A 24,914-nucleotide genomic window follows, 5' to 3' on the forward strand; every position below is an offset into this window, starting at 1 on the left:
TTTTCTGCGAGTGTTATTTCATAGGCGGTTCTGTTTTTTAGGGGTTATTGGTATAGTCTGTTTGCTTAATGATTTTATTTGTAGGCTTCTTTCAGCTCCTCATACCATTTCTGTAGGACGAAGAATGCCTTCTTCTTTTGTCCTTTGTCTGATACCAGTCCCTTGCGGTTGAAGTCATCTTGTATTTCGGGTACGTGACGACGGGGAGAGCGGAAATCTTTCAAAATCCATGGTGTGGTGCCTGCCAGTCCTGGAATGCGTTTCAGCATTTGGATGTGGCGTATATACATGTCTTCTTGATATTCTTCGGTGAAGCGTTCTTGAGGTGACCCGTGTCGGCCGTATAAGGCACCGCCTCCAAGTTCGCTGATGAATACTGGTTTAGGGGTTTCGAACGTCCAGTTGACGCGATCGCATTTCTCGGAGTCACCATCGTACCAGCCTACGTATTCGTTAAAACTTATGATGTCCAACACTTTGTCCAACGGGTCGTTTACTGTCATCAGGCCGGGACTGACTTCTTCTTTTTCCATAGCTGCACCTATCAGGCGCACATTGTCGAGACTTCTTGCTTTGTTGGCCAAGTTGGTCAGAAAGGTCAGACGCGGTTTGCTGATGGGAGTTTCGTTGGCAATGGACCAAATGATGATGTTGCAACGGTTTTTGTCGCGTGCAATCATGTCGCATAACTGTTGTTCGGCATTCCGATAGGTCTCTTTGTTTTCCCAATGAATGGTCCAATAAACAGGAATCTCTGACCATACAAGGAAGCCCATCCGTTCGGCTTCGCGCACCATTTCTTCATTGTGAGGATAGTGGGCCAGGCGCACGAAGTTGCATCCAAGTTCCTTGGCCCAGCTCAGCAGGTGTGTGCGTGGTCTTTAGAGTAGGCACGACCGCTGTAGTAGGCTGTTTCTTCGTGGATGCTGATGCCTCGGCAAAATATTTCCCGATTGTTCAGCATTATCTTGGTGCCTTCGGTACGGATGGTTCGGAAACCTATTTCGTCAGTTACTTTATCAGCCCCGGAAGTAATGGTTATGGCATATAGCTTGGGGTTTTCCGGAGTCCACAAAAGGGGGGCGGCTTTTACCTGGAAGGCGGCATAGCCGTCTGCATTGGTGGTAACCTCTTTCTTGATCTTCAATTCAGGAATGTCTAGCGTTACTTTTTGGGATTGGGTGTTGCCGTCCAGTTGTACCCAACCCTCGATGGTGCGTGTGTCGTCCTTTTTCAGCTGTACATAATAGTCGCGGATGTAGGTCGAAGGCGTTTCTACCAGACTGACCGGGCGGGTGATACCTCCAAAATTCCACCAATCAGCATTTATGGTGGGCACTGCTTCGGGAATCCGTTTGTTGTCTGCTTTCACTACCAGGCTATTTGTACCTTCTTTCAGCAAGTGGGTTATTTCAAAATTGAAGGGGGTGAATCCTCCTATGTGCCTGCCCAGTTGCTTGCCATTCAGCCACACGATGGCTTCGTAGTTGACTGCTCCGAAGTTCAAGAAAAGCCGTTTGCCGGGTTCTAATGAGTATTCGAAGTGTTTCCGATACCACACGGTTCCTTCGTAATAGTATAATTGGGGGCGTTGTGTGTTCCAGTCGCCGGGGACAAATAGCAGTTTGTCTGTTTCGAAATCATACTCTTGTAGTTTGGTCTTGTCCGAATAGGTTTTATCTTGGGCATATCCTCCGTCGTAGGGTTTCAGTCGATAATCGTAGTATCCGTTTTCAAACGGGTCGACGATGGTTTTCCATTGTCCGTCGAGCGAGGTGGTCTGGCGTGAACCGATATTCATGATGGAAGGAGCCTGTTGGGCAAATGTCTCTGCTGCTAGGAGGGATGCCAATAGGAAAGCAAAAACTGTTTCTTGTAGGTGTTTCATGTCATTAAATTTTTAGGGTTATACCGGTCGGTTTTTATTACCGGCAGATTGTACTTCTTTGCACAAATCGATGGCAAATGTATCATCATATTATATGTTTTCTCCGAAAGAAACTACATCTTGGCTACTACAAATCCTTATTTCGACTACATCAATGCTTTCTCATGCTTGTGACAAATACTTGGTTTATATGTGATTATATATTTTTATTGGTATCTCATCTATTCTGTTAAAGAGGCTGATGGGAAATGTAGTTTGAAAGAAAGAGATTATCTTTGCTATGCGAAATAAATATGGACTACTATGAAACGCAGACTCTGTTTTATTCTTTTCTTTTTAATAGGGGTTGCTTTTTCGTTGAAGGCGGAGTGGCAACGGCCAGTGACCAACTATACAAGACATGCCTATAGGGCCGGAAACCAAAACTGGATGCTGCAGCAGCATGAGAACGGTTGGTTGTATGTGGCCAATAACAAGGGGTTGCTGGAGTTTGACGGCACTTCCTGGGAGCTATATCCCATACCGGATGCCAGGGTGCGGGCCATGAAGATTGGGGCAGACAATCGTATTTACATCGGTGGGATTGGCCGTTTCGGCTATTTCACTCCAAACAGGTTGGGGGGATTGGACTATACCTGCCTTTCGGATAATCTGCCCGGCAATTCGGTGGTTGGTGTTATTTGGAATATTTTGCAGGATAAGGGCAAAATGTATTTCCAGTCAGACCGTGGCCTGTTTTGTTGGGCAGATGGACGGGTGGACTATATAGAATCGGCCGATGAGATAAATGTTTCAGCAATACTCTATAATAAATTTTATATTGGTACACCCGAAGGAATGTCGGTGATGGAGGATAATCATTTCCGGCTGATTCCGGAAACAGAAAAGCTGGGAAGGATTTCAAGCTTGCTGCCCTATAACGGCCAGGTGCTGATAGTGACTCGTTACAATGGCTTGTTTGTTTATGACGGAGAAGCCATCCGCAAGTATGCGTGTGCGGCTGACGACTTCATGCGTCGCAATCGCATTTTTTGCGCGGCACTCCACCAGTCGTTGCTGGCACTTGGCTCTGTGCAAGAAGGGGTTTGCCTTTTGGACTTGGAGAAAGGCGATACAGATATAATCTCCATCCACAATGGTTTGCAGAATAAGACGGTTCTCTGCATGAACTTCGATAGGAAGAATAATCTTTGGCTGGGGCTGGATAATGGCATCGATTGTATTCGGTTGAGTTCTCCGGTCTATTCTTTATATGGCAGCAAGCCTGTCATCGGGTCGGGATACTCCTCTTGTCGGTATGGAGATAAACTGTATCTGGGCACCAATCAAGGACTTTACCGTACTGTTCTGCCCGAGGGACGGAGCAAGGAAGCGGCGATGGAATTTTTGCCTGAGACGGGCGGCCAGGTTTGGTCGTTCTTGCGTTACGACAACAAGTTGTTTTGTGCTTCGGACAATGGGGTTTATGTAATCGAGGGAGATAGGGTAGAACACCTGGACGGGCTCAGGGGAGTGAGGCAGCTGGTGGCACTGCCTGGTAGGCCGGATGTATTGATAGCCGGTGCGTATGGCAAATATAGCGGACTGTATCTGTTGGAGAGGACTGCCGGTAGTTGGCAGGTGGTGTGCAGGCTCAAGAATTTTACTTATGCCGCCAAGAGCCTCATGGCCGAGGGGATGGGAAACATAGTGTGGATTACTAATAAGGATAGGGGAGTTTGCAGGGTGAGCCTTTCGGACAACCTGCGCGAGGTGGTTCATCTGAAGAAATACAACCATGTTTCTTTTCCTACCGGTGATGAGGCCTTGCTAGCGCGGGTGAGCAACGAGCTTGTGGTGGTCTCCTGTCATGGATTGTGGCGTTACAATCCGTTGACGGATGCGTTGGAAGAACACTCGGAGCTGGAGAATATGCTGGATGGCAAGGCGGCTTATACATATCTGACGATGGATGTGTCCCATAACATCTGGTATGTGTCGGGTGGTTCCTTGAAGTTGTTGCGCTATGATGCGGTGAAGAATGTTTATACAAAGAATTCTCGTGACTTTTTTCTGAAGGGTTCCTTAATCGAGAATTATGAGCATGTAGGGGTTTATGGCGACGGGGCTATTGTTGGCACGGAAGAAGGGTTCTCGTTGGTGAAACCTTCGATGGTGGAAACTGGCAAGGAGCGGCTGGCCTTGCAGATACGTCATGTGTATCTGACCGGTCGTAAAGATTCGCTGATATACGGTCGAAGTTATCGCTACGAAGATGTGCCGGTAGTGGTCCCTTATAAGTACAACTCTCTTCGTATGGAGTATAATGTGAACAATTACGAGACAGCTTCTTCGGCTCTCTTCTCTTACCGGTTGGGCAAGGGGGGCGACGAAGGAGAGTGGAGCGAGTATAGCGAGAACGCCATGAAAGAGTTCACCGGTCTGTATGAAGGCGACTATCTGTTCAGTGTCAAGCTGCTGACGGAGGAGGATGACGAACCTGTGATGACTTCTTTTTCGTTCAGGGTGCTGCCGCCCTGGTATCGCACCTGGTGGAGCCTGATGCTGTACGTGGTCGTCTCCTGCCTGATGCTGTATGCTGTGTATGTGCGGGTGGTGGCCAGCAGGAAGCGCCTGCTGTTGCAGAAAGAGCTGGAACTTTATCGGCAGAAGCAGGCGTTCGAGGAGGCCAGCGACTTGAAAGATAAAAAGATAGACTCCTTGAAAGAGGCCAATCTGCAGGCCGAACTGCAGCATAAGTCAGAAGAACTGGTCCGCACCACATTGAACATTGTGCGTAAGAACGAGATGCTGATGGATATCAAGAAGGAAGTTTTAGGCATCTCGCACGCCGTCGGTGAAGAGAATCTGGTTGCCCTTCGCCGCAAAACACTTCGTTTGCTGGGACACATCGACACGAACATCGAGCACGACGACGATTTGCAGGCTTTCCAGACTACTTTCGATTCGGTGCACCGCGACTTTTTCAGTAGGTTAGAGGAGGCATACCCCGAACTGAACAACAAGGATAAGCTGCTGTGTGCCTATATCAAGATGAATCTGCTTTCCAAGGAGATAGCTCCGTTAATGAATATTTCTCTGCGCGGGGTCGAAATCAGCCGCTACCGCCTGCGGAAGAAGTTGGGGCTGGAAGAAGGGGAGACCCTGCCGGGGTTTCTGCAGAAGTTCAGCAAGTAGGCAACCGATGTGATAGGTGAACGACCCGAGCTGGCCGACCGAACAACCCGGGTCGTTCGATTGGACAACCTTTGCCGTTCGATTGAACAACCCGGGTCGTTCACCTTCCGGATGGTATATTTACCCGGAGAAGCAGAAGAGAGAACAGCCATTGTACCTTCTACCGTTCGTGGTGTAGAGGTGCCTCTCATACATCTCCTGTGTTATTTTGAATTCTATTGATAACACCAATGTATGCTGGGCGCAAAGGTGAAAGAGGTGAAGGATAACAACAACAAATTTATATCTGCCTCTGTTTTCCGTTTCGGGGGAGGCGATGCTTCTGTGCGTACCCTTTCGGACTGCTATTCACAGGTGCTCCGGGCGGCCCGTTCTTTGCAACTTTTCTGCAACACCAGCAGGCTTTCCGGTCCCATATTGAACAGCAAATCCACTATGCTCAGATTAGGCAGGAAACCCAGTTTCTCTTGGAACACCTGGTAATAGGGGTGTGGTGTAAATGCCGTGTCCTCCAGCATAAAGTCTTTCTTGGGGTGGATGCATTCGCGGAAGTCTGTCTCATCCGGAGTAAATTCGGTTCGGTACTCGGAGGTACGTTCCATATCGGGCTGTATGTCTATCAGCGAACAGACCATGTGACACAACTCTTCGTTGAAGTCGGCAAGGAATTCATATCTCTTTTCGTAGAAAGGGCGGAAGTCGTCTTTGTAATACTCAAAGAAAGGGGTATGGTTGTAGGCAGACTCTAAGGCATTCCAGTGCAGGTGCCGCCAGTTGCCGTGGTCGGAAATACGGATGTCGCGCACCGGGCATTTAGGGGAATCGGGCTTGACGGTGGGAATGGAGAGTGCCAGCTCACCGTCCGGTGCGGCAATGGTACAGCGGTTGCGGTAAGTCTGCTTCATATAGTGGTCGTGCTGCTCGATGAATACCTTGTCGTATGCCAGTAGTTTGGTGTAATACTCTACGGGTGCCAGATAGGCGGAAGAAAGAAAAACTGTTTTCATCAATATAATTACGATTTACGATTAGACGATTTACGATTGGAATGACTGTTCATTGTTGTACTTTCATTTTTATTCTTTCGTATGTTTGTCATTCCACCTTTTTCCACATCCTGCCCCATCGGTAACCGCTGAAAGGTCCTGTTCCCTTTTCTTTGGAGAACCAGATGACAGACGCCTTGCCTATGATGTGGTCTTCGGGGACGAAACCGAAAAGGCGGGAGTCCGAGAGATTGATGGCATTGTTGGCACCTACCCAGTAGTAGTCTTTGGTGAAATGGCAGTGTTGCACGGGCTTGCCTTCCACATAAAGGGTGTCGTTCTTGATTTCGGCCTGTTTCTTTTCGTGAAGTACCAGGGTATTTCGCAACAAAGTCTTGTTCCACGGATATACGCGTACGGCTTTGCCTTTGCTGGGGATTATCAGAGGTTTCAGCATCTCCATAGAATCTTCCTTGACAATGGGCTCTATCCAGCACTTTCCGTTCATGGCTTGTTCCAGCAAGTAGTGTTCATAGCGGCTGAAGCTGCGTATATTCTTTGTTGAATCCTGCCCCAATAGTTTGTTGGGAGCGATGGAAAGAATGGACAGTAATGAATCCAGCTGCCGTTCCCGTCCTCGGGGATAGGAATAAAGGAACTTCTGGTCGGGTGCATTCTTCTCGGAAGGAATCACAGAAAAGAGCGAATCTATCAGCAAGGTATCTCCGGGAGTACCGATGCAACGGCTGATAAAGACCTCCCGCCGGTCAATCACGGGTTCTGAAAGATTGGCAGGATTGTTGAATACAAGAATATCCTCTTTCTGCACCGCTCTGTCCGCCCAGCGATGATACCCCACAGCTTCATGAAAGGCAGTCGCAGGCCGTAGCTCCACTTGTCCACAAGAATACGCTCACCCCGGTACAGTGAATTTTCCATGCCGGAAGAAGGGATAAGATAGGAAGTAGCCACACAACCCCGAAGCAACACCACGACGAATGCCACTCCGATTATTGCCATTGCCATCTTCTTACTCTTCATATAAATTGAAAGTTGAAAATTGAAAGGTGAAAATGGGAACTGGCAATTTTCACCTTTCAATTTTCCGTTTATTTAATGCCGTCCACCCACTTGAATATCCGGTTCCAACGTATCTTACCGTCAAACCAGCCTCGGTCTTTGTCCAGTGACAACCATACTACGATAGGCTTTCCTACGACATGGTCTTCCGGCACAAAACCCCAGTATCGGGAGTCGGCGGAGTTATGGCGGTTGTCGCCCATCATCCAGTAGTAGTCCATGCGGAAGGTATAAGAATCCGTCTTTTCGCCGTTGATGTAAATGCCGTCTTCCTTCACTTCCAGTTTGTTGCCTTCATAGGCCACGATGCAACGCTCATAGATGGGCAGGTTATCCTCGGTCAGCTTGATGGTGGCACCTTTGGCGGGAATCCAGATGGGACCGTAGTCATCGCGGGTCCATTGGGTGTAGAGATTCAACGGATACATCTGTCCGGAGAAATCTCCCGGTTCGATGATAATATTACTGATGAGTTTCTTGTTGCCCGAAAGGGTCTCGTACATCTTTTTGGTGAGCGGAAGATGATAGACCGGTGCCAGTCTTCCTTGGGCATCCCGGCGGTCCAATCCCATTTCAATCAGATTCTCTTCCCAGCCCAGACCGTCGGTCATCAGTGTCTGGTCTTCTTTGCTGATACCCAGTTCACGGAACATATCATCGGTGATATAGGGCCCCGTTGTCTGTACAAAGTAGTTGAACTGCATTTCTGTAGGGTTCTCGATGGCTTTGCCGTCGATGTATACTTGTCCTTTCTTGATTTGCAATGTATCGCCGGGCAGGCCTACGCAACGTTTTACATAATTTTCACGACGGTCGACGGGGCGTATGACAATGTCACCGTACATTCTCGGATTGGAACGGATGAGGTTACGTCCGGCATTGTAGTACAAATCATAGACGGTACGTTGCTGTTTGCGTGTCAGACTGTCCATATTCACTTTGTTGGGATACACGCGTTTTCCTTCTTCATAAGCAAGGGTATAGAAGTCTGTCTGCTGGAAATTGGTGGCTACCGTGTCGCCTGCCGGGAAGTTGAACACCACAATATCGTTCAGTTTCACTTTGCCGAAGCCCGGCACACGTTTGTATTCCCATTGGGGCCATTCGATGTACGATTTAGTGTTGAACACCGGCAGCGTATGTTGTGCCAACGGCATGGAAAGCGGTGTATTTGGTACGCGCGGACCATAGCTCATCTTGCTGACGTAAAGGAAATCGCCTACCAGCAAGGATTTCTCCAATGAGGAAGACGGTATCTGATAATTCTGGAACACATAGATATTTACGAAGTAAACGGCTACCAGCGCAAATACGATGGCATCCACCCAACTCATGATGCTGCGTACGGCAGGGTTCTCTGATTTCTTCCAGAACCCCCAGGGTATCTTCTTACTGATGTAGATGTCAAAAATGAAAGGTAGTACAATCAGTCCCAGCCAGCTTTTTACCCAAACCAGAAAGGCAAGGTAGAGCAGGGTGACTATACTGAATTTAATCCATTGGGCGCGTGTTGCTTGTCTCATTGGTTTCAGTTTATGAGTTTATAAATTTATGAGTTTGGGGTTATTCATTCAAAAAGGGAAACAGGTCGTTCATACCCAAGAACCCTTCGTGCTTGGCGGTATATTCGGCAGCAAGAACAGCTCCCAAGGCAAATCCCCTGCGATTCTTGGCATCGTGGGTAATAGTGATGCTGTCGGCCTCGGAATCGTAGCGGATGCTGTGGATGCCCGGTACTTCTCCTTCGCGGATAGAACTTATGGGTAGCTCATTGGCTGCACATTCCGTAGGACCCGAAACAGTCCCGTCGGGAGCTTGGAAAGTTCCTTCTACCCATTTGTCCTTACGGTCGAGATTCTCCAGAATACCTTCGGCAAGCGTGATGGCCGTACCGCTCGGAGCGTCCATCTTGTGGATGTGGTGCGTTTCGCTCATTGTCACATCATAGGCAGGGAACTGGTTCATTATCTTTGAGAGGTACTTGTTGACAGCAGAGAATATGCTTACTCCCAAGCTGAAGTTGGATGACCAGAACAATGTTTTGCCACCTTCGGTGCAAAGCTTCTTCACTTCGTCTCCATGTTCCGCCATCCATCCCGTACTGCCGGATACCAATTTGACTCCGGCCTGGAATGCCTTCATATAGTTGTTGTATGCCACCATGGGATTGGTGAACTCTATGGCAACGTCGGCGCTCTTGAAGGCTGCCGATTCAAAGTCTTCCTGGTTGTCGACATCGATGATGCTTACAATTTCGTGTCCGCGGCCAAGGGCTATCTTTTCGATTTCCTTGCCCATTTTTCCGTAGCCGATTAATGCGATTTTCATTGTTTCTATCTGTTTTTATTTAGTTTATCAACAAACTATAGGTCGCAAAGATAATCTTTTTCTTACATTTGTGCTCAACATTAACGTCTTGTTAACATGGAACAACTACTGCATTATGTTTGGAAGCACAAAATATTTCCTTTGTCAGCACTCCAAACAACCTCCGGCCGGCCGGTAGAAGTGATAGATCCCGGTTTGCCGAACATGAATGCAGGCCCCGATTTCTTTAATGCCAAACTGAAAATAGACGGCACGCTTTGTAGCAACGTCGAAGTGCATACGCAGGCGTCAGACTGGCTGCTTCATAGGCACGACCGTGACAAGGCATATGATACCGTCATTCTGCACGTAGTGGGCGAATCGAATTGTGATGTGTACCGCACGAACGGTGAGCTGGTTCCTCAGATGGTGCTCACCTGCCCCGACACTGTCCGCTTGCGTTATGAAGAGCTTCGGCAGACAGAGATTTATCCTCCTGCTATTCCATCCTTGCCTCCCTTCCGAAGCTGACCGTCCACTCCTGGCTGTCCGCTTTGCAGGTAGAGCGCTTTGAGCAGAAAGCACATGTCATATCCCGGCGGCTCGAACGTTGCAATCATCATTGGGAGGATGTTTTCTTCATTACCCTTGCCCGTAACTTCGGCTTCGGACTGAATGGGGATGCCTTCGAGGCATGGGCAAACCGCCTTCCATTCCGCGCCGTAGACAAGCATCGGGACAGTCTGTTTCAGGTGGAGGCTTTCTTCCTGGGGCAGGCTGGTCTGTTGGAGGAGGACTTGGCAGAGGCGGATGAGTATTATCTGAAACTTCAGAAAGAATTCCGATACCTGCAACATAAGTTCGAACTGCCTGCTCCTATGTCCGTTGAGCAGTGGCGTTTTCTGCGTCTTCGTCCCGATAACTTTCCGCATGTGCGTCTGGCGCAGCTTGCCGGTCTGTATCACAAGGAGCAGGCACTCTTCTCGCGTATCATGGAGGCGGAAACGCTGGAAGCGGTGAAGAAGATACTTGCTGCCAATACTTCCGTGTATTGGGAGGAGCATTTCAACTTCAGAAAGGTTTCACCCCGGAGGGAAAAGCGGGTAGGGGATGGCGCCTTGAATCTGATTGCCATCAATACGGTCATCCCGTTTCTTTATGCTTATGGCCTGCACAAGGCCGATGACATCTTGTGTGACCGTGCCACCCGTTTCCTTGAATCCTTGAAGGCCGAAAACAACCACGTAACCCGTCTTTGGATGGTGCCGGCCTGCCGGTATCTACCGCTGCCGATTCGCAGGCATTGCTCCAACTTCAGAAGGAATATTGTGACAGGAAAGACTGTTTGCGTTGCCGGTTTGGTTACGAGTATTTGCGGCGTAGATGATGGTTTAATGTGCTAATATGGGTAATGTGCCAATGTGCTGCGCTGTGTTTCTGTTATGTCTTTACACCGCAGGTTATTGGCATATTAGCACATTACCCATATTAGCACATTAAATTTTTATCATTATCTTTGCGCATTGAAAAATAATCCGAGTATATGAATGCTATCCGCTTTGTTTTTGGTCTGTTTGCGGCACTCATGCTGACGACTCTCAATAGTCAGGCTGCCGAAGAGGAGGATTTCAAGACATTCCTCCAGAAATTCACGTCCAGTGCTTCATTCCAGTATTCCCGAATCAAGTTTCCTTTGAAGTCTCCCATCGCCCTCTTGAAGGATGACGGTGAGACGGAACAGACTTTTCCCTTCACCCGCGAGAAGTGGGCACTGCTGGACGAGGAAACGCTGAAGGAAGGACGTACTACCGAAGAGGAGGGAGGTACCTATATCTCTCACTTCACTGTCAATGAACCTGCCCATAAAGAGTTTGAAGCAGGCTATGATGAATCAGAACCTTCCCTTCGTGTGGTCTTTGAACTGACAAACGGCAAGTGGTATGTCACCGACTGCTATAACGACTGGTACAACTTCGATCTCCCTATCAATGAACTGGAAGAAACTATTCAGGCGGTACAAGAGGAAAACAAGGCTTTCGAAGAACTTCATCCTTGATGAAGTGGGGGCAGAAATCCGCCTCAATCATTATTTTATCCTTCTTCTGTACGATTTATGCCCCCCTTTTCCCAAAAAGAGGGGTTTCTTTGTACCGTACTAATACATTGGAATATGCGGTTACAACTTCTTTTGATGCAACTTCTCTTATGTGTCCTCCCCGGTATGGAGATGGGCGCTTCCTGCCGGCTTACCGACTGGGTAGTGGAGGATTCTTCCGGAAAAGTGGAAATTACATGTATCGGCGACACGATGGATATTGTATCTCCGGACGGGCTGTCCCTTTGGTATAAGGAACGGTTGACGGGCGACTATGAGATAACCTACCGGGTACAAGTGGTGGTCGGGAATGGTAGCTACGACCGTCTCAGCGACTTGAATTGTTTTTGGGGGGCCGATGACCCCCGGCATCCGGATGACTTCTTTGCCCGCAGTGCATGGCGCAACGGCGAGTTCAAGAATTACAATACGCTGGACCTCTACTATGTGGGCTACGGCGGTAATGATAATGGAACTACGCGTTTCCGTGAATACCATGGAGAGTATTACGGAGTGGACGATGCAAAGATTAAACCCATCTTGAAAGAGTATACCGATGCCGCCCACCTTTTGAAGCCCAACCATTGGTATGAAGTTAAAATCCGTGTGGAGAATGGAGCCACCACTTATGCCATGGATGGTGAAGAGCTTTTCAGCTTACCGGTTGCCGATGGCGAAGGAGACGGCTATTTCGCCTTACGGTTGTGGCAGAACCACGTACGTTTTGCAGATTTCCAAGTAGCAAATATCGATAACCTTAAATAAACAGACATGATGCAATTCAGTAAATGGAAAATAGGAGCGGCAGCGCTCGTTTGCATGTTGCTGCCGGGCAGTGTACATGCACAAATCGTGAAGAATGAGCGCTTGCTTTCTTTTGAGGAGAAGCAGGTTCCGGCGTTTGTCACTACGGCAGCCGGTTCGCAGTTGGGCATTAGCAATGAACATTATAGGGACGGCGACCACAGCTTGAGCTGGACTTTCGAGCCGGGTGCCGCACTGTCTATCAAGAAAGACTTGAAGTTTGAGAAGAAAGACCCGACGGGGAAAGACACCTATCTTTCGGCTTTCATCGTATGGGTGTACAATGAGCAGGCCCAGGACAAGCAGATTCAGTTTGAGTTCCTGAAGGATGGCAAGGTATGCACCTCTTTTCCTTTTGGCATCAATTTCACCGGTTGGCGCGGAGCATGGGTATGTTATGAACGCGATATGCAAGGCACCCCGGAAGAAGGGATGGACGAAATCCGCATTGTAGCCCCCGACGTGAAAGGGAAACTCTTTTTCGACCATCTGATTACTGCCAGCAAGGTGGATGCCCGCCAGCAGACTGCCGACTTGCAGGTACCGTTTGTAAATAAGGGAACCACCAACCATTGGCTGGTTATCTACGAACACTCCTTGTGGAAACCGGACATTCCTTTGACAGACGTGACCGAGGCGCAGAAGCAGGATATACGGATTATGGAGAAACGTTTCCGCGACATGCTCTATACGCCTTCCGCACTGTCGGACAAGGAGATGCAGTCCATCCGTGAGAAGTATGATTTTTATCGGATTACCTACAAGAACGGCAAGGTGGCAGGACGTCCTATCTATTTCGTACGTCACTCCGAGGCATACGAACGTATGGTACCTGATTGGGACAAAGATATGTTCTCCAGGCTGGGGATAGAGATAAGCGACTATTTCAACCTGATGAAACGCGTCGCCATCGCTTACTACAATGCGGAAGATGCGGCGCTGAAACACGAGTTGGAGCAGAAATTCATCGCCATGTACGACAACGCCACCGACCAGGGTATTGCCTACGGCAGTTGCTGGGGGAATATCCACCACTACGGATATAGTATGCGTGGTTTGTTTGTGGCTTATTTCTTGATGAAGGACGTATTGCGTGAGGCGGGCAAGCTGGAAGAGGCGGTACGTACGCTCAACTGGTATGCCATCACCAATGAGGTATATCCCGAACCTGCCGTCAACGGTATTGATATAGATACGTTCAACACTAAGTTGCAAGGCCGCATAGCCAGCATCCTGATTATGGAGGATACACCGGAGAAACTGCAATACCTGCGTTCCTTCTCCCGTTGCTGGACAAAGGCTGCCTTCCTGCGCCGGGACTGGCCGGTTCTTTCAAGCAGGACGGTGCTTGCTTTCATCATTGCAACAATTATCCTGCCTATGCAGTGGGTGGTCTGGACGGTGCCACTAATATGATTTACTTGCTGAGTGGTACCGAGTTCCGTCTGTCCGAGCAGGCACACGAGACGGTGAAGAAAGTGCTTCTCACCATGCGTTTCTATTGCAATCTGAAGCAATGGTCGCTTTCCATGTCCGGACGCCATCCCAACGGGGGAGGAAGTCTGATACCTATCCAATATGCCACGATGGCCATTGCCGGTACGCCGGATGGCAAGCAGAAATATGACCCCGAAATGGCGGCTGCCTATCTGCGCCTGGTTTCCCATACAGCAGCTCCGGACAAGAATGCGCCCGACTATCTGCCGAAGGCTTCTACCCGCCACGAATTGGAGATGAAGAAGTTGCTCGAAGCCCAAGGCTTCCGTCCGGAACCCGACCCGCAAGGCAATCTGGCTTTGGGGTACGGTTGTGTATCCGTACAGCGTCGTAACAACTGGGCTGCCGTAGTCCGCGGACATTCCCGTTATCTCTGGGCTGCCGAGCACTACCTCCCTGCCAACTTCTATGGCCGTTATCTGGCGCATGGCAGCATGCAGATTCTTACCGGAAAACCCGATGAAATGGTTACTTTTGCCACCAGTGGCTGGCAGGAAGCCGGTTTCGACTGGAATCGTATTCCGGGTGTCACGAGCATTCATCTGCCTTTCGACCAGTTGCGTGCCCGGGTATTGAATGTCGATACCTTCTCCGGTATGGAGGAGATGCTCTATTCCGATGAGGCTTTTGCTGGCGGCTTGTCTCAGGCACATCTGAACGGTAACTTCGGTATGGTGCTGCATGAACATGATAAGTATAACGGTTCTCACCGTGCCCGCAAGTCGTTCCACTTCTTTGACGGCACCATTGTATGCTCGGTACGGACATCGAAAACCTGAATACCGAATATCCCACGGAAACCACCGTGTTCCAGCTTGCCGCCATTACTCCCGAAACCCGCCGGTACTGGGAATCCTATCAGAGTGACGGGCAGACTTATATAGACCCCAACGGCGTAGGTTATTACATTTCCAAAGCTTCCCGTCCTGCTGCCCGATATGAGAAGAACTTCCCGCAAGTGACCGTAGGCGAGCGTAGCACCAAACCTACTTCCGGCGACTGGGTGTCCTTGACATTACAGCATGGTAAAGCTCCGAAAGGCGCTTCTTACGAATATGCAGTGTTGCCCCATACAGATGCCGCCGCTTTGAAGGCATTCGCCAAGAAACCCACTTACAAGATTCTCCAGCAAGACCGCAATGCCCACATTGTGCGCTCTCCGGCAGACGGTCTTACTTCTTACGTCTTGTTTGAGACTCCGCAGGCTCTGCCCGACGGCGGATTGTTGCAGAAAGCCGATACATCGAGCCTTGTCATGATACGCGAATATAAAGACAAGCTTCTGCTGACTGTTTCCCAACCCGACCTGGCCTTGTATCGCGGTCCGAGTGACGAGGCTTTCGATAAAGACGGAAAACGTATTGAGCGCAGTATCTATTCACGCCCGTGGACTGACAATGAGAGCCAGGAGATTCCCGTAACCGTTACTTTGAAGGGACAGTGGAAGGTTGCCGAGACGCCCTATTGCAAGGTGTTGTCGGCAGACAAGAATCAGACTGTGTTGCGCTTTACTTGCCGGGATGCTGCAAGCTTAGAGGTAGAGCTAAAGAGGTAGGGAGAGTATAGGTTAGACATTGATACTGAATACCCACAACACCCGGATGTTTTACCCCAAAACATCCGGGTGTTGTGCTATAAAACATGGGGATGTTTTGGGGTAATACATCCCCATGTTTTGGGCGAATACATCCGGGTGTTGTGGGTATCCGGTATAGGAGTCTTAGCCTTTCTATCCTATAGCGAAAGATACTGGAAACGGTTGTTTAATATGTTCCGAGCAGATTGCTTACTGCTGACTGATAGTTTGCCAGTTTGCTGGTCTTATGGATGGTCTTTCTCGCTTTGCGGTCTCCGTCCGGTAACAGATACTCCCAGAAACTTTTCATTTTCATTAATAGCTGTGCCTCACCGCCTTGCAGTAGCTCTTGATAGGCGTTGAAGACCTCGGTGTGTAGTTGTCCCACTTTTTTCGCCATTTCATCGGAAGAAATCGGGGTTCCTTGCTTGTATTCCAGCGCTAGGGCAGGATTGGCGAGCAGCCCGCGACCGATGACGATGCCTGCCAACTGGGGGAACCGTGCGGTGATGGAACGGATATCTTCCGCGGTATGCAAGTCTCCGTTGTAGAACAGAGGGTGGGTGCACTCTTTGTAAAAAGCTTCAAATCCCTCCAGGTCTACCTCTCCTTTGTATTGCTGCTTGCCCAGACGCGGGTGCAGGATGATGTGTGCGAGGGGGAGTTCGTTGAACAGCGGTAGCAGGGCAAGACACTCCTCTGCCTGCTCCCAACCCAGGCGCAGCTTCACGGAGAAACGGATGCCGGGATGCCGGTCGACGGCTTCGGAGAGCAGCGCCTTCACCTCTTCGGGATAGGGCAGCATGCCGGACCCGTTGTGGCGCCGGGCCAGCATCGGAAAAGGACACCCCAAATTGATGTCTGCTTCCCGGTATCCTTTTTCGATGAAAAGGGACAGTATGTGCTCCAGCTTGTCTGTATCCGGAGCAATGAGCTGGGGGATGAGGTGCAGGCCCGGGTTGTTGTCCGGCTCAATGTCGCGGACATCTTTCCGCCGGATTTCTCCATGCTCCATGCGTACGAAAGGAGAGTAATAGGTCTCTATGCCGCCGAATATGCGTGCATGCGCCCGCCGGTAGACGGCATCTGTGTATCCTTGCAGCGGGGCGAAGTGGATGGGTAATGTGTTTTCGTTCATGGCTGCAAAGATACACATTTTTTCTGCTTAAAAAGCTGCGCAACTCTTTCCTGCTTCTTCGTTTTGTGGCATGTGGAGCAATATTTGCTTGGTTTGCCCGTTTCTGTTCAGCGTTATTGTTATCTTTTCAGGGTTTACCGACTCGCAACGCGGATTAGCGGCATGTATTTTCCCTTCTTTCTCTTTCCATAAGAGGACACAGGGGGTATCTGTTGCAAGGATGTCGCCATTGTTAAGTTTCAGTTCCCCTGGTTGGTAGAAGATGGCTTCTGTTATTCCCAATGTTTCATGGCGTACGGCTTGTACCTTTTCCGTATTGGCGAGTATCTTTATCGGTAGTGTATTGGCATATTTGGCAGCGGTAGACGGAGTTGAGATTCCGGGACATACCACGTAGGCGTACTTGCCTTGCTGCGGACGGATGCCGTGATTGGCGTTCAGGCTGAACAATGCTGTGTCGCAGGCTATTTGATATTTGGCTTGAGGCAGTAGGCTGAAGTAAGCAGTCTGTCCATGGAGCACCCAGTCGGCAGTGGTTTCTACAAAACCGTTCTTCAACGTATGTGTTTTTCCGTTTGCCATGTATTGCACTTTTCCGTTGCGGTTGCACTGGTTGAGTGTGGTGAATACCTCAGCTTTTCCTCCGGTGTTGCAGATGCCTGCGCCAAGGCATACAAATTCGTCATCGAAATAGAACCAGGCTTTGTGAGCTTGTAATTCGCGGCGGTCCAGAATCATGCCACAAGCTCCATAAAGACTGTCGCTGACACCTCCGGCAAAACTGTTTCCGTTATTGCCGCCTTCACCCCAATCGGGGATGGGAAGGGGGGCATTGTCTTGCTCGGCAGTAATGCCGGGATATTGGCGGTTGTTGAAGACCTTAAAGAAATTACCGTCATACTCGCGTCCGGTGACAAAAAGATAGTTTACTCCGTTGGAGGCGTAATAGTTGAACTCACCATCACCGTTGCCGGCCTCATTGCCTACGGTACGGGTGGAGGTCATGCGTGAACTGGCCATATAATTGTTGCGGCGGTGCACCATGTAGTCGAAACGCCAGAACATACGGTTACCTGTCAAGCTGTTGTCTCCGCCGATATGTTGCAGTGCTTGCTTCATGTTGTTGCGTGCATCGGAGTTACTCAACTTGCAGATTCTTTCGGCCAGAACTTTTATGGCAGAGGAGTATTGGTTGCTGCTGATAAAGCGTCCTGCATTGTTGGGGTCATGCTGCTTGTTGTAGAATATCCATTGTACGCCGTCGGTGAAAAGGCGTTGCAGTAATTCCAGTCCGGGACTTTGGAAGCGGGTATCCTTGCAGAGTTCCAGATAAGCGAGGGTGGAGTTCACGAATTCTTTGCCGTAACTGGTGAAGTAGAGTTGTCGCCCGTGGCCGCAATGCTGTCCGAAGAGATAATCGGGCTGGATACCTTCGGAGGCTTGTATGGTGAGCAGTTGCGTCATCCGTTCTTTGAAGTCTTCCATTTGCGCCTCGTTTTTGGTCAGGATGCTGGCTGCAAACGAGCCCATGATGATGTCGGCTCCGTTGGCCCCCGTCATGTGCGAGGGGGCTGCATGTTCGTAGCTCCAGCGCAGGTATTTCATGGTTTTGTCAAAGAGTGCCGGGTCTTCGCCGATTTCACGGCTCATCAGCACTACACTGGTGGATAGTTCTTTGGGATAGGGAATGTAGCGATACCACCAGTTTTTGGCTTGATGGTTGGTGTTTATCCAGAAACGGAGCGCTTTGAGATAAGACTCTTTCAGCGTTTTGTCATGGTAGAATGTGTTTTGTGGATGTTGGTAGGCACAAGCCAGGATGATGAGGTTTTGTACATGCTTGCGGGGGGAGCCGTCGGTAGCGCGATAGTCGAGGGTGACGAATGCTCCTTCGGGAGAAAGAGATTTAACCAGTCCGTTGACGGTCTCTTTCGATGGGTTCCGGTCGAGATACTTCTCGTACATACGATTGTAGATGGTCTCGAAGTCGGAGGCATAGGCATGGATTCCTGTCAATATGCACAAGGCAATTGCTGCAATGAGTTTGATGTGATGGGTTTTCATGTTGGTATTCTTTGCTGTATTAGAGGATTTATGAATCAGGGAAGAGCCTCGCGGTTCCTCCCTGACAAAGTTAATTGATTAAGGTCTATAAAAAATATTTAAGGTTAGAAGTTTTGTGTTGATAGACCGTTTTACTTCATTATTCGGTTACAATCACTTTATATTCATGTACCACGGAGGACTCTTGTTTGTAGTTTCCATTGGTACCTACAAAGGTAGCGGTATAGGTACCTGGAGTACTATAGGTATATTGATAAGAGTCAAGACTTTGGGTAACATTCTTCAATCCGGTGCCTGCATCGGGGGAACATGCATTGACCACAAACAGATTGGACACCAGCCAACTGTATTTTAACTCGGTGTTGGCACTGGAACTGTGAATGAAGAAAGCATTCATATCTTTGAAATTCCAGATACCGGAGGTGTTATTGGTAACTGTACCATAGGCACGGTTAGAGGTCATACCCTTCTGGTCGCTCAGGTTGTGGCGGTGCAACATGTTGATGGGGGTAAAGCCGAACGAGTTGGCGGTGAAAGCCGTTTCCTGTCCGTTGGTCATCTTGTTCACAATCTGCATATTGCCGAAGGTGAATTTGGATTGTGTGGCCGATTTGTCTTGACCCCGGTAGCAGATGGCCACAGCGATGCGTTTGCCTAAATAGGGCTTCATGTCCACTTCAAAATTTTGTGCCTTTGGAGTAGTGGGGAAGTCGGCTGCCGGAATCAGGGTTTCCCAAGCGTGCTGTTCCACCAATACGGAGTCTGCTTCAAAGTTGCCCTTCTCCAGTCCCGGGAAATCGGCAGACACATACATGGTCAGTATGTTTTCCGGTTTTCCATATTGTGGAGTCAGCTTGAATTTTAAAGTTGAAGTTTCTACCTCATTTTCGTCCACTGTGGTACGTTCTCTGTATTTATATTCTTTTCCGGCTTCACCGCTGTAGAAGGTGAGGAAGTCCGGATTGCCGTTGAAATGGAACTCTACTGGAGTTCCACTTTTTACGGTAATGGTCTGGCCGTCGAAACTTACACCGTCTCCGGTTGCCACGTTTACATTCAGTTCGGCATCTTTAGTAAATTCACTCTCGCAGGAGGCGAGGGCGAAGGTTGCGATACTGACAGCTATCAATAGTTTATTTAGTTTCATAATATAATTCATTTATTTGGAATGATTATCCTTGTTTCACTCACTCGATTACCAACCCGGATTGTTTTGGGTGATAGCTTTGTTCACAGACATTTCACTATCCGGTATTGGGAAGTAATTATAAGCGTCTGTTATCTGGAAGAAGGTGTAGACACTATAATTGGGTCCTGTAGCCCAATTGGCATTGGCACCTTGAAGGGCGCGGGGAGCCAGCTCATTCATGTTTTTTACATATTCACCCCAGCGGATAAGGTCGTAGCGGCGAATATGTTCAAAGCAGAGTTCCATGGCACGCTCATCTTTCACTGCTTGGCGGAAGGCTTCTTTGCTGAGACTGCCTTCTTCGTAGGGGGCGATACCGGCACGGTTACGCACGTCGTTCAAGCATTTGTAAGCCAGTGTAGTGGGCGAAGCGTTGACTTCGTTCTCAGCTTCGGCCACCATCAGCAGTACATCCGAATAGCGTAGCAACGGGAAGTTGAGTGAAGTGTAGTTCTTATTCTTTTTGATGCCGTATGCTTCATATTCTCTACGGTATTTTCCGCAAGCGCGTGAGTAATTCTTTTCAGAGTCGGCTTCACTCTTTTCATAGTCGCCGGTCTTTTTGGCAGCGTCACCTTGGCCGTAGCTATAGGATACATCCCAATACTGTTTTTTTACCTCTTCCATTTTGCCGTACTCAAACTGGCGTCCCGTAATGCCTTTTTTGCTTACGGCCTCTACATATTCGAATGGTGCAATGCTCCAGTTCATGCGGTTGATGTCGCCGTTCTCCTTGTAGAGCTCATACAGTTTAGGAGTCGACCAGAAGTAGGCATAACCGAATCCGGGGTCTTTGGCATCCAACAGGGATTGGTCGGTAGACTGGTCCGGACATTTGATGCCTATCAGGTTTCCGATACGTCCCTCTGCTCTTACTTCGGAAGTATAGTCACCGGCAAATTCGGCTTCCCATATACTTTCATTGGCTGTAGTATTGTACCGGTTAGAACAGAGGTCGATGAATACGTCCCAGTAGTTGGCTGTCAGGCTATGTCCTTCGCCCATTACCTTTTGTGCGTATGTGCTGGCTTGTTTGAAATAATTTTGAATGGCTGTAGCGTCTCCACTGGTGTTGTCGCGGAAGTGCTCGCCGGCACGGAATAAATAAACGCGTGCCAAGATGCCCCATGCTGCGGAACGTGAAACGTGTCCTGGCTTATAACCCAGTTCTGCAGCGGTGGCAAGCCCTTCGGCACACTCGGAAATCTCAGTGGTGATGAAGTCGTAGATAGTCTGCTTGTCTGTACGGGGAATATCGAGCCCGGTCACGCTACTTGTCGAAGTGGTTTTGAAAGGAACGTCTCCCCAGCCTTGTACGAGCGTAAAATAGTAGTAAGCGCGCATGAAACGTGCTTCTGATGTATATTGCAGACGCAACTTGTCGGATATATCATCCGTCTTATCTATGTTCTCCAAGAATGTATTGGCACGGTCGATACCGGTATAAAGTGTTTGCCAGAGGTTGCTGAACTGTGGTGAGCTTGAATTGGCATTATTACATGCAATGGCACCGCTGGTTTGCGGATTACGACCGCCACCGTAGTGGGACAAATCGTCGGCACCCGTCATGAACATATACTCGTTTCCGTAGAAGTTCTGTGAGGTCAGTGGAGCGTATACAGAGGTCAGGAATGAGAGAGCTTCTTCCGCATTATTAAAGTAATTGTCGGGAGTCAGCTTGGTCGGTTCTTTGTCCAGGAAATCGCAGGATGCCATTGCCAGACAAGCGAAAGATAATATAATTGTTTTTATTGTTTTCATATATATTCCAGTGTTTTAGTGGGGTTAGAAACCTAAGTTGATACCGAAACTTACGGAGAGTGCACGCGGGTAAGACGAAAAGTCAAGGCCCGGAGTCAAGCCTCCGCTACGAATAGATACTTCGGGGTCGTAGCCGGAATAACCGGTAATAGTCCAAAGGTTTTGTGCTGCTACGTAAAGACGTGCATTGTCAATCTTATATTTCTTCAAGAAAGTCTTGGGTACGGTATAGCCCAGCGTCACAGTTTTCAGTCGCAGGAATGAAGCGTCTTCTACTACGCGTGAAGAAATCACGAGATTGGAACTTGAGTTGGTAGCTGCCGGAATATTACTGTTCGGGTTTTCTGGTGTCCAACGGCCGGTATAGCTGGCATATTGATTCAACTCACGTTTCTTCTGGAAGCCGCTGTCGAAGAACAGGCGGTTGGCGTTCAGTACATCGTTACCGTAGCTCCATTGGAAGAATACGCTCAGGTCGAAGCCTTTGTATTCGAAATTATTGGTGAAGCCACCGGTATGGATGGGCAGACCGCGTCCTATCATGGTACGGTCGTTGGTATCGATGACGCCGTCACCGTTCAAGTCTTTGTACTTGGGCATGCCGGGCTGTGTATTGCTTTCGCTTACGTAGTGGGGGATGTTACCCTTCAGCGTGTAGCTGCTGCCGCTCTTGTCAAAATCATCATATTTGTAGGTGCCTTCGTAGATATATCCGTAAATCATACCCATCGGCTGGTCTATCTTGGCAATATAGTTGGGCTGGCTGTTGAAGTTTTGGTCAAACTTGGCAATGCTCAACAAACTGGTTTGGTTTTCAGCAAGTTCCAATACTTTGTTTTTATTGAAGGAGATATTGAAGTTACTGCTCCATTTGAAATCCTTATTGTCTATATTCACGGTGTTCAACGTCAATTCAATACCGTCATTGCGTACTTTACCGATGTTTTTCATGGCTGTCAGATAACCTGAAGAGTAGGGCAGGGTGGCATCCAACAACAAGTCGCGGGTAGTCTTACGGTAGAGGTCGGCGGTGAAGCTGATACGCTCATCGAAGAATCCCAGGTCAAGACCTAAGTTCCACTGTTCGGTAGTTTCCCATTTCAAATCTTCATTAGGCAAAGAGATAGGAGCTACACCCACATTTCCGTTGTTGCCGTCAAAAGGATATACGGTGTTGGTCATGCTGGTGGTGGCATGGCTCTTAATCATATCCAATAAGGCAAGGTAGTCATATTCACCGATACGGTTGTTACCTGTAAGTCCCCAGCTCAGACGGATTTTACCGCTTGACAGCCATTTTTTGTAATCCTTCATGAAGTCTTCTTCGGAGAAGCTCCACGCCAGTGAGCCTGAGGGGAAGTAGCCGTAACGGTTTTTCTTGCTGAATTTGGAGGAACCGTCTGCACGGAACGAGGCTGTGGCATAATATTTGGATTTGTAGTTGTAGTTCACACGTCCCAGGTAAGACAGCATAGACCAGGAAGACAAGGTAGATGTGCTCTTGTCGAACGTTCCTTGGCTCATGCCGGCCATGCCCAGCGATTCGTTGGGAATCTGTTTCATACGTAATGAATAATACTCATAGTCGGAGTTCTGCAACGTCACACCGAGCAGTGTATTGAGGAAGTGCTTCTTTTTAAAGTTGGTCTGATAGGTCAGGATGTTTTCGTTCAACCATGTCAGGCGTTGTTGGCGCACCACTTCTGCATTCACTTTGTCAGTAGAAGTAGGACCACCGTAACGGGTCTTGGAGTTGTTGAAGGTATCAGTATGGCGGTTGTCATAGGTCCATCCTCCGGATACTTTCAGCTTGAGTCCTTTGATGAACTCGTATTCCACATAACCATTCAATTGGAGATTGTTGACGTAGTACTTGCGATAGGCGTTCTTCAGGTCGGCGATAGGATTGAAACGATAGTCGTTGGATGCATCCACATCATCGTCCACAAGGTCGTTCAGCAAAGAATCAAGAGATTTGCCGGGATAATTGACCGGGCGGTATCCCCATACACTATAGAAAAGGTTGTTCATACCGGAGTAAGAGCTTGAGGAAGGGGAAGAACCGCTCTGGATGGAACGCGAGAAGTTGCTGTTGAAGTTTATGGTCAGCTTGCCACGCTTCACCAGGGTGTTCAGACGGCTTTGCAGGCGCTCATAGTCGGAGTTGAGCAAGATACCGTCTTGGTTGTAGTAGGATAGGGAGGCATTGTAGCGTATACCTTCCGAACCACCGGTAAGACGAACGCTATGGTTCTGTTGCCAGGCTGTGCGGAAAATTTCGTCCTGATAGTTGTTCTGGGCGATGCCGCGATAGTCATCCAATGTCCATTGGTGACCTTCGTATAACGGGAGGTATTTCTCAGTGGCACGGGTAGGGTCTACTTCGAGTTGCAGCTTCACGTAATCGTACGCATCCATCATATCCAGCTTTTTGGTGACGGTAGAGATACCGAAGCTGCCGTCGTAGGTGAGCTGGGGTTTGCCCACTTTTCCTTGTTTGGTAGTGATGATGATGACACCGTTGGCACCACGGGCGCCATAGATGGCTGTGGCAGATGCATCTTTCAATACATCGGTCGATTCAATATCACTGGGGTTGATGGCAGCCGCCACGCGTGCATCTTCCACGGGGAAGCCGTCAATGATGTAGAGGGGGGTATTGTCTTGGGTCAAAGAGTTGTTACCACGAATGGTAATGGTCATCGTTCCACCCGGCATACCTTCACCCGAACTTACATTTACACCGGCAATACGGCCACCCAATGTCTGGTCGAAGGATGCGGAAGGTGTCTTGAGCAGGTCGCTCATGTTGACTTTGGATACAGAACCTGTCAAGTCTTTCTTACGGACTTCCTGGTAGCCCACAACCACCACTTCTTCCAATGCCTGTGCATCTTCCAGCATTGTGATGTTGAATGTCTTTTGGTTGCCTACTTTGATTTCTTGGGTTTTGTATCCGATAAAAGAAAATTGAAGGATGTCGGAAGGTTTCACATTGTCCAGCTTGAACTGTCCTTCCAAGTCTGTAGTAGTTCCGTTGGTGCTTCCTTTCACAACAACGCTGACACCGGGAAGTTCTCCCATGGCATCAATAACTTTACCGCTTATTTGCCCTCCCGTTTGCGCGTGTAGAGCAAATACGCAGCAGCAGAGTATGGCAAGTAGCATAAAGGTTACTTTCTGTCTCATAAATATTAATTTAATTAGTTATTAATAAAGGTTGTTTCTTCGTTTTGTACTCACTTTAGAGTTGAATCACATCGCAAATGTAGGAGGTGAAATATACAAATGCATCAATTAATAGTTCGCAAAAAGTACGAATTCGTACAAAACTTGCGAACTATACCACTCT

General features: G+C 48.7%; 11 protein-coding genes and 4 pseudogenes. 5 read left to right on the forward strand and 10 right to left on the reverse strand.

What is annotated here, in order from left to right; translation table 11 throughout:
* Window positions 1–74: 74 nt before the first annotated feature.
* Window positions 75–1,888 (reverse strand): annotated as a pseudogene (locus JCM16496_RS25185) (glycoside hydrolase family 2 protein).
* Between the two features lie 303 nt (window positions 1,889–2,191).
* Between JCM16496_RS25185 and JCM16496_RS01200 the strand changes: the two are divergent.
* The gene (locus JCM16496_RS01200) at window positions 2,192–5,065 is read left to right on the forward strand and encodes a ligand-binding sensor domain-containing protein (protein ID WP_025831737.1); all 2,874 of its coding nucleotides are present in this window, start codon (window positions 2,192–2,194) and stop codon (window positions 5,063–5,065) included.
* 344 nt (window positions 5,066–5,409) lie between these two features.
* Here the strand turns inward: JCM16496_RS01200 and JCM16496_RS01205 are convergent, their stop codons facing one another.
* From JCM16496_RS01205 to dapB, 4 genes and pseudogenes are all read right to left on the reverse strand, one after another.
* Complete coding sequence (locus tag JCM16496_RS01205) at window positions 5,410–6,072, reverse strand: WbqC family protein (protein ID WP_025831738.1); 663 nt, start codon at window positions 6,070–6,072, stop codon at window positions 5,410–5,412.
* A gap of 88 nt (window positions 6,073–6,160) precedes the next feature.
* Window positions 6,161–7,092 (reverse strand): annotated as a pseudogene (gene lepB / locus JCM16496_RS01210) (signal peptidase I).
* Between the two features lie 68 nt (window positions 7,093–7,160).
* The gene (gene lepB, locus JCM16496_RS01215) at window positions 7,161–8,654 is read right to left on the reverse strand and encodes a signal peptidase I (protein ID WP_025831739.1); all 1,494 of its coding nucleotides are present in this window, start codon (window positions 8,652–8,654) and stop codon (window positions 7,161–7,163) included.
* Window positions 8,655–8,694: 40 nt separating this feature from the next.
* Window positions 8,695–9,459: a 4-hydroxy-tetrahydrodipicolinate reductase gene (gene dapB / locus JCM16496_RS01220; protein ID WP_025831740.1), complete on the reverse strand. Its 765-nt coding sequence runs from the start codon at window positions 9,457–9,459 to the stop codon at window positions 8,695–8,697.
* A 96-nt stretch (window positions 9,460–9,555) separates the two neighbouring features.
* Between dapB and JCM16496_RS01225 the strand changes: the two are divergent.
* The 4 genes and pseudogenes from JCM16496_RS01225 to JCM16496_RS01240 all read left to right on the forward strand — a co-directional run bounded on the left by JCM16496_RS01225 (window position 9,556) and on the right by JCM16496_RS01240 (window position 15,389).
* Window positions 9,556–10,825: pseudogene (locus JCM16496_RS01225) on the forward strand (DUF2851 family protein).
* Window positions 10,826–10,981: 156 nt separating this feature from the next.
* Window positions 10,982–11,494 carry a hypothetical protein gene (locus tag JCM16496_RS01230; RefSeq protein ID WP_025831742.1) on the forward strand — a complete coding sequence of 171 codons (513 nt, stop codon included), beginning with the start codon at window positions 10,982–10,984 and terminating at the stop codon, window positions 11,492–11,494.
* 114 nt (window positions 11,495–11,608) lie between these two features.
* Window positions 11,609–12,298 (forward strand): DUF6250 domain-containing protein, encoded by a 690-nt coding sequence (locus tag JCM16496_RS01235; RefSeq protein ID WP_025831744.1) that lies wholly within the window; start codon window positions 11,609–11,611, stop codon window positions 12,296–12,298.
* 6 nt (window positions 12,299–12,304) lie between these two features.
* A pseudogene (locus tag JCM16496_RS01240) lies at window positions 12,305–15,389 on the forward strand (chondroitinase family polysaccharide lyase).
* Window positions 15,390–15,597: 208 nt separating this feature from the next.
* On the opposite strand, the gene JCM16496_RS01245 reads toward JCM16496_RS01240, so the two are convergent.
* The 5 genes from JCM16496_RS01245 to JCM16496_RS01265 form a co-directional block, all read right to left on the reverse strand.
* The gene (locus tag JCM16496_RS01245) at window positions 15,598–16,566 is read right to left on the reverse strand and encodes a tRNA-dihydrouridine synthase family protein (RefSeq protein ID WP_128809382.1); all 969 of its coding nucleotides are present in this window, start codon (window positions 16,564–16,566) and stop codon (window positions 15,598–15,600) included.
* 9 nt (window positions 16,567–16,575) lie between these two features.
* Entirely contained in the window at window positions 16,576–18,612 is a 2,037-nt protein-coding gene (locus tag JCM16496_RS01250; RefSeq protein ID WP_025831748.1) for a polysaccharide lyase family 8 super-sandwich domain-containing protein, read from the reverse strand.
* Window positions 18,613–18,751: 139 nt separating this feature from the next.
* Window positions 18,752–19,759, reverse strand: coding sequence for a DUF5017 domain-containing protein (locus tag JCM16496_RS01255; RefSeq protein WP_025831751.1), 1,008 nt, complete (start codon window positions 19,757–19,759; stop codon window positions 18,752–18,754).
* A 48-nt stretch (window positions 19,760–19,807) separates the two neighbouring features.
* Complete coding sequence (locus JCM16496_RS01260; protein WP_025831753.1) at window positions 19,808–21,562, reverse strand: RagB/SusD family nutrient uptake outer membrane protein; 1,755 nt, start codon at window positions 21,560–21,562, stop codon at window positions 19,808–19,810.
* 24 nt (window positions 21,563–21,586) lie between these two features.
* Complete coding sequence (locus JCM16496_RS01265; RefSeq protein ID WP_025831755.1) at window positions 21,587–24,730, reverse strand: SusC/RagA family TonB-linked outer membrane protein; 3,144 nt, start codon at window positions 24,728–24,730, stop codon at window positions 21,587–21,589.
* Window positions 24,731–24,914: the final 184 nt, after the last annotated feature.

The sequence above is a fragment of the Bacteroides rodentium JCM 16496 genome (assembly GCF_000614125.1).
GTDB lineage: Bacteria > Bacteroidota > Bacteroidia > Bacteroidales > Bacteroidaceae > Bacteroides > Bacteroides rodentium.

Bases quoted from the DNA above. Each gene is read 5' to 3' on its own strand.
- JCM16496_RS01200 (WP_025831737.1), top strand. From the start codon at position 2,192: ATGAAACGCAGACTCTGTTTTATTCTTTTCTTTTTAATAGGGGTTGCT.
- JCM16496_RS01205 (WP_025831738.1), bottom strand. From the start codon at position 6,072: ATGAAAACAGTTTTTCTTTCTTCCGCCTATCTGGCACCCGTAGAGTAT.
- lepB (WP_025831739.1), bottom strand. From the start codon at position 8,654: ATGAGACAAGCAACACGCGCCCAATGGATTAAATTCAGTATAGTCACC.
- dapB (WP_025831740.1), bottom strand. From the start codon at position 9,459: ATGAAAATCGCATTAATCGGCTACGGAAAAATGGGCAAGGAAATCGAA.
- JCM16496_RS01230 (WP_025831742.1), top strand. From the start codon at position 10,982: ATGAATGCTATCCGCTTTGTTTTTGGTCTGTTTGCGGCACTCATGCTG.
- JCM16496_RS01235 (WP_025831744.1), top strand. From the start codon at position 11,609: ATGCGGTTACAACTTCTTTTGATGCAACTTCTCTTATGTGTCCTCCCC.
- JCM16496_RS01245 (WP_128809382.1), bottom strand. From the start codon at position 16,566: ATGTGTATCTTTGCAGCCATGAACGAAAACACATTACCCATCCACTTC.
- JCM16496_RS01250 (WP_025831748.1), bottom strand. From the start codon at position 18,612: ATGAAAACCCATCACATCAAACTCATTGCAGCAATTGCCTTGTGCATA.
- JCM16496_RS01255 (WP_025831751.1), bottom strand. From the start codon at position 19,759: ATGAAACTAAATAAACTATTGATAGCTGTCAGTATCGCAACCTTCGCC.
- JCM16496_RS01260 (WP_025831753.1), bottom strand. From the start codon at position 21,562: ATGAAAACAATAAAAACAATTATATTATCTTTCGCTTGTCTGGCAATG.
- JCM16496_RS01265 (WP_025831755.1), bottom strand. From the start codon at position 24,730: ATGCTACTTGCCATACTCTGCTGCTGCGTATTTGCTCTACACGCGCAA.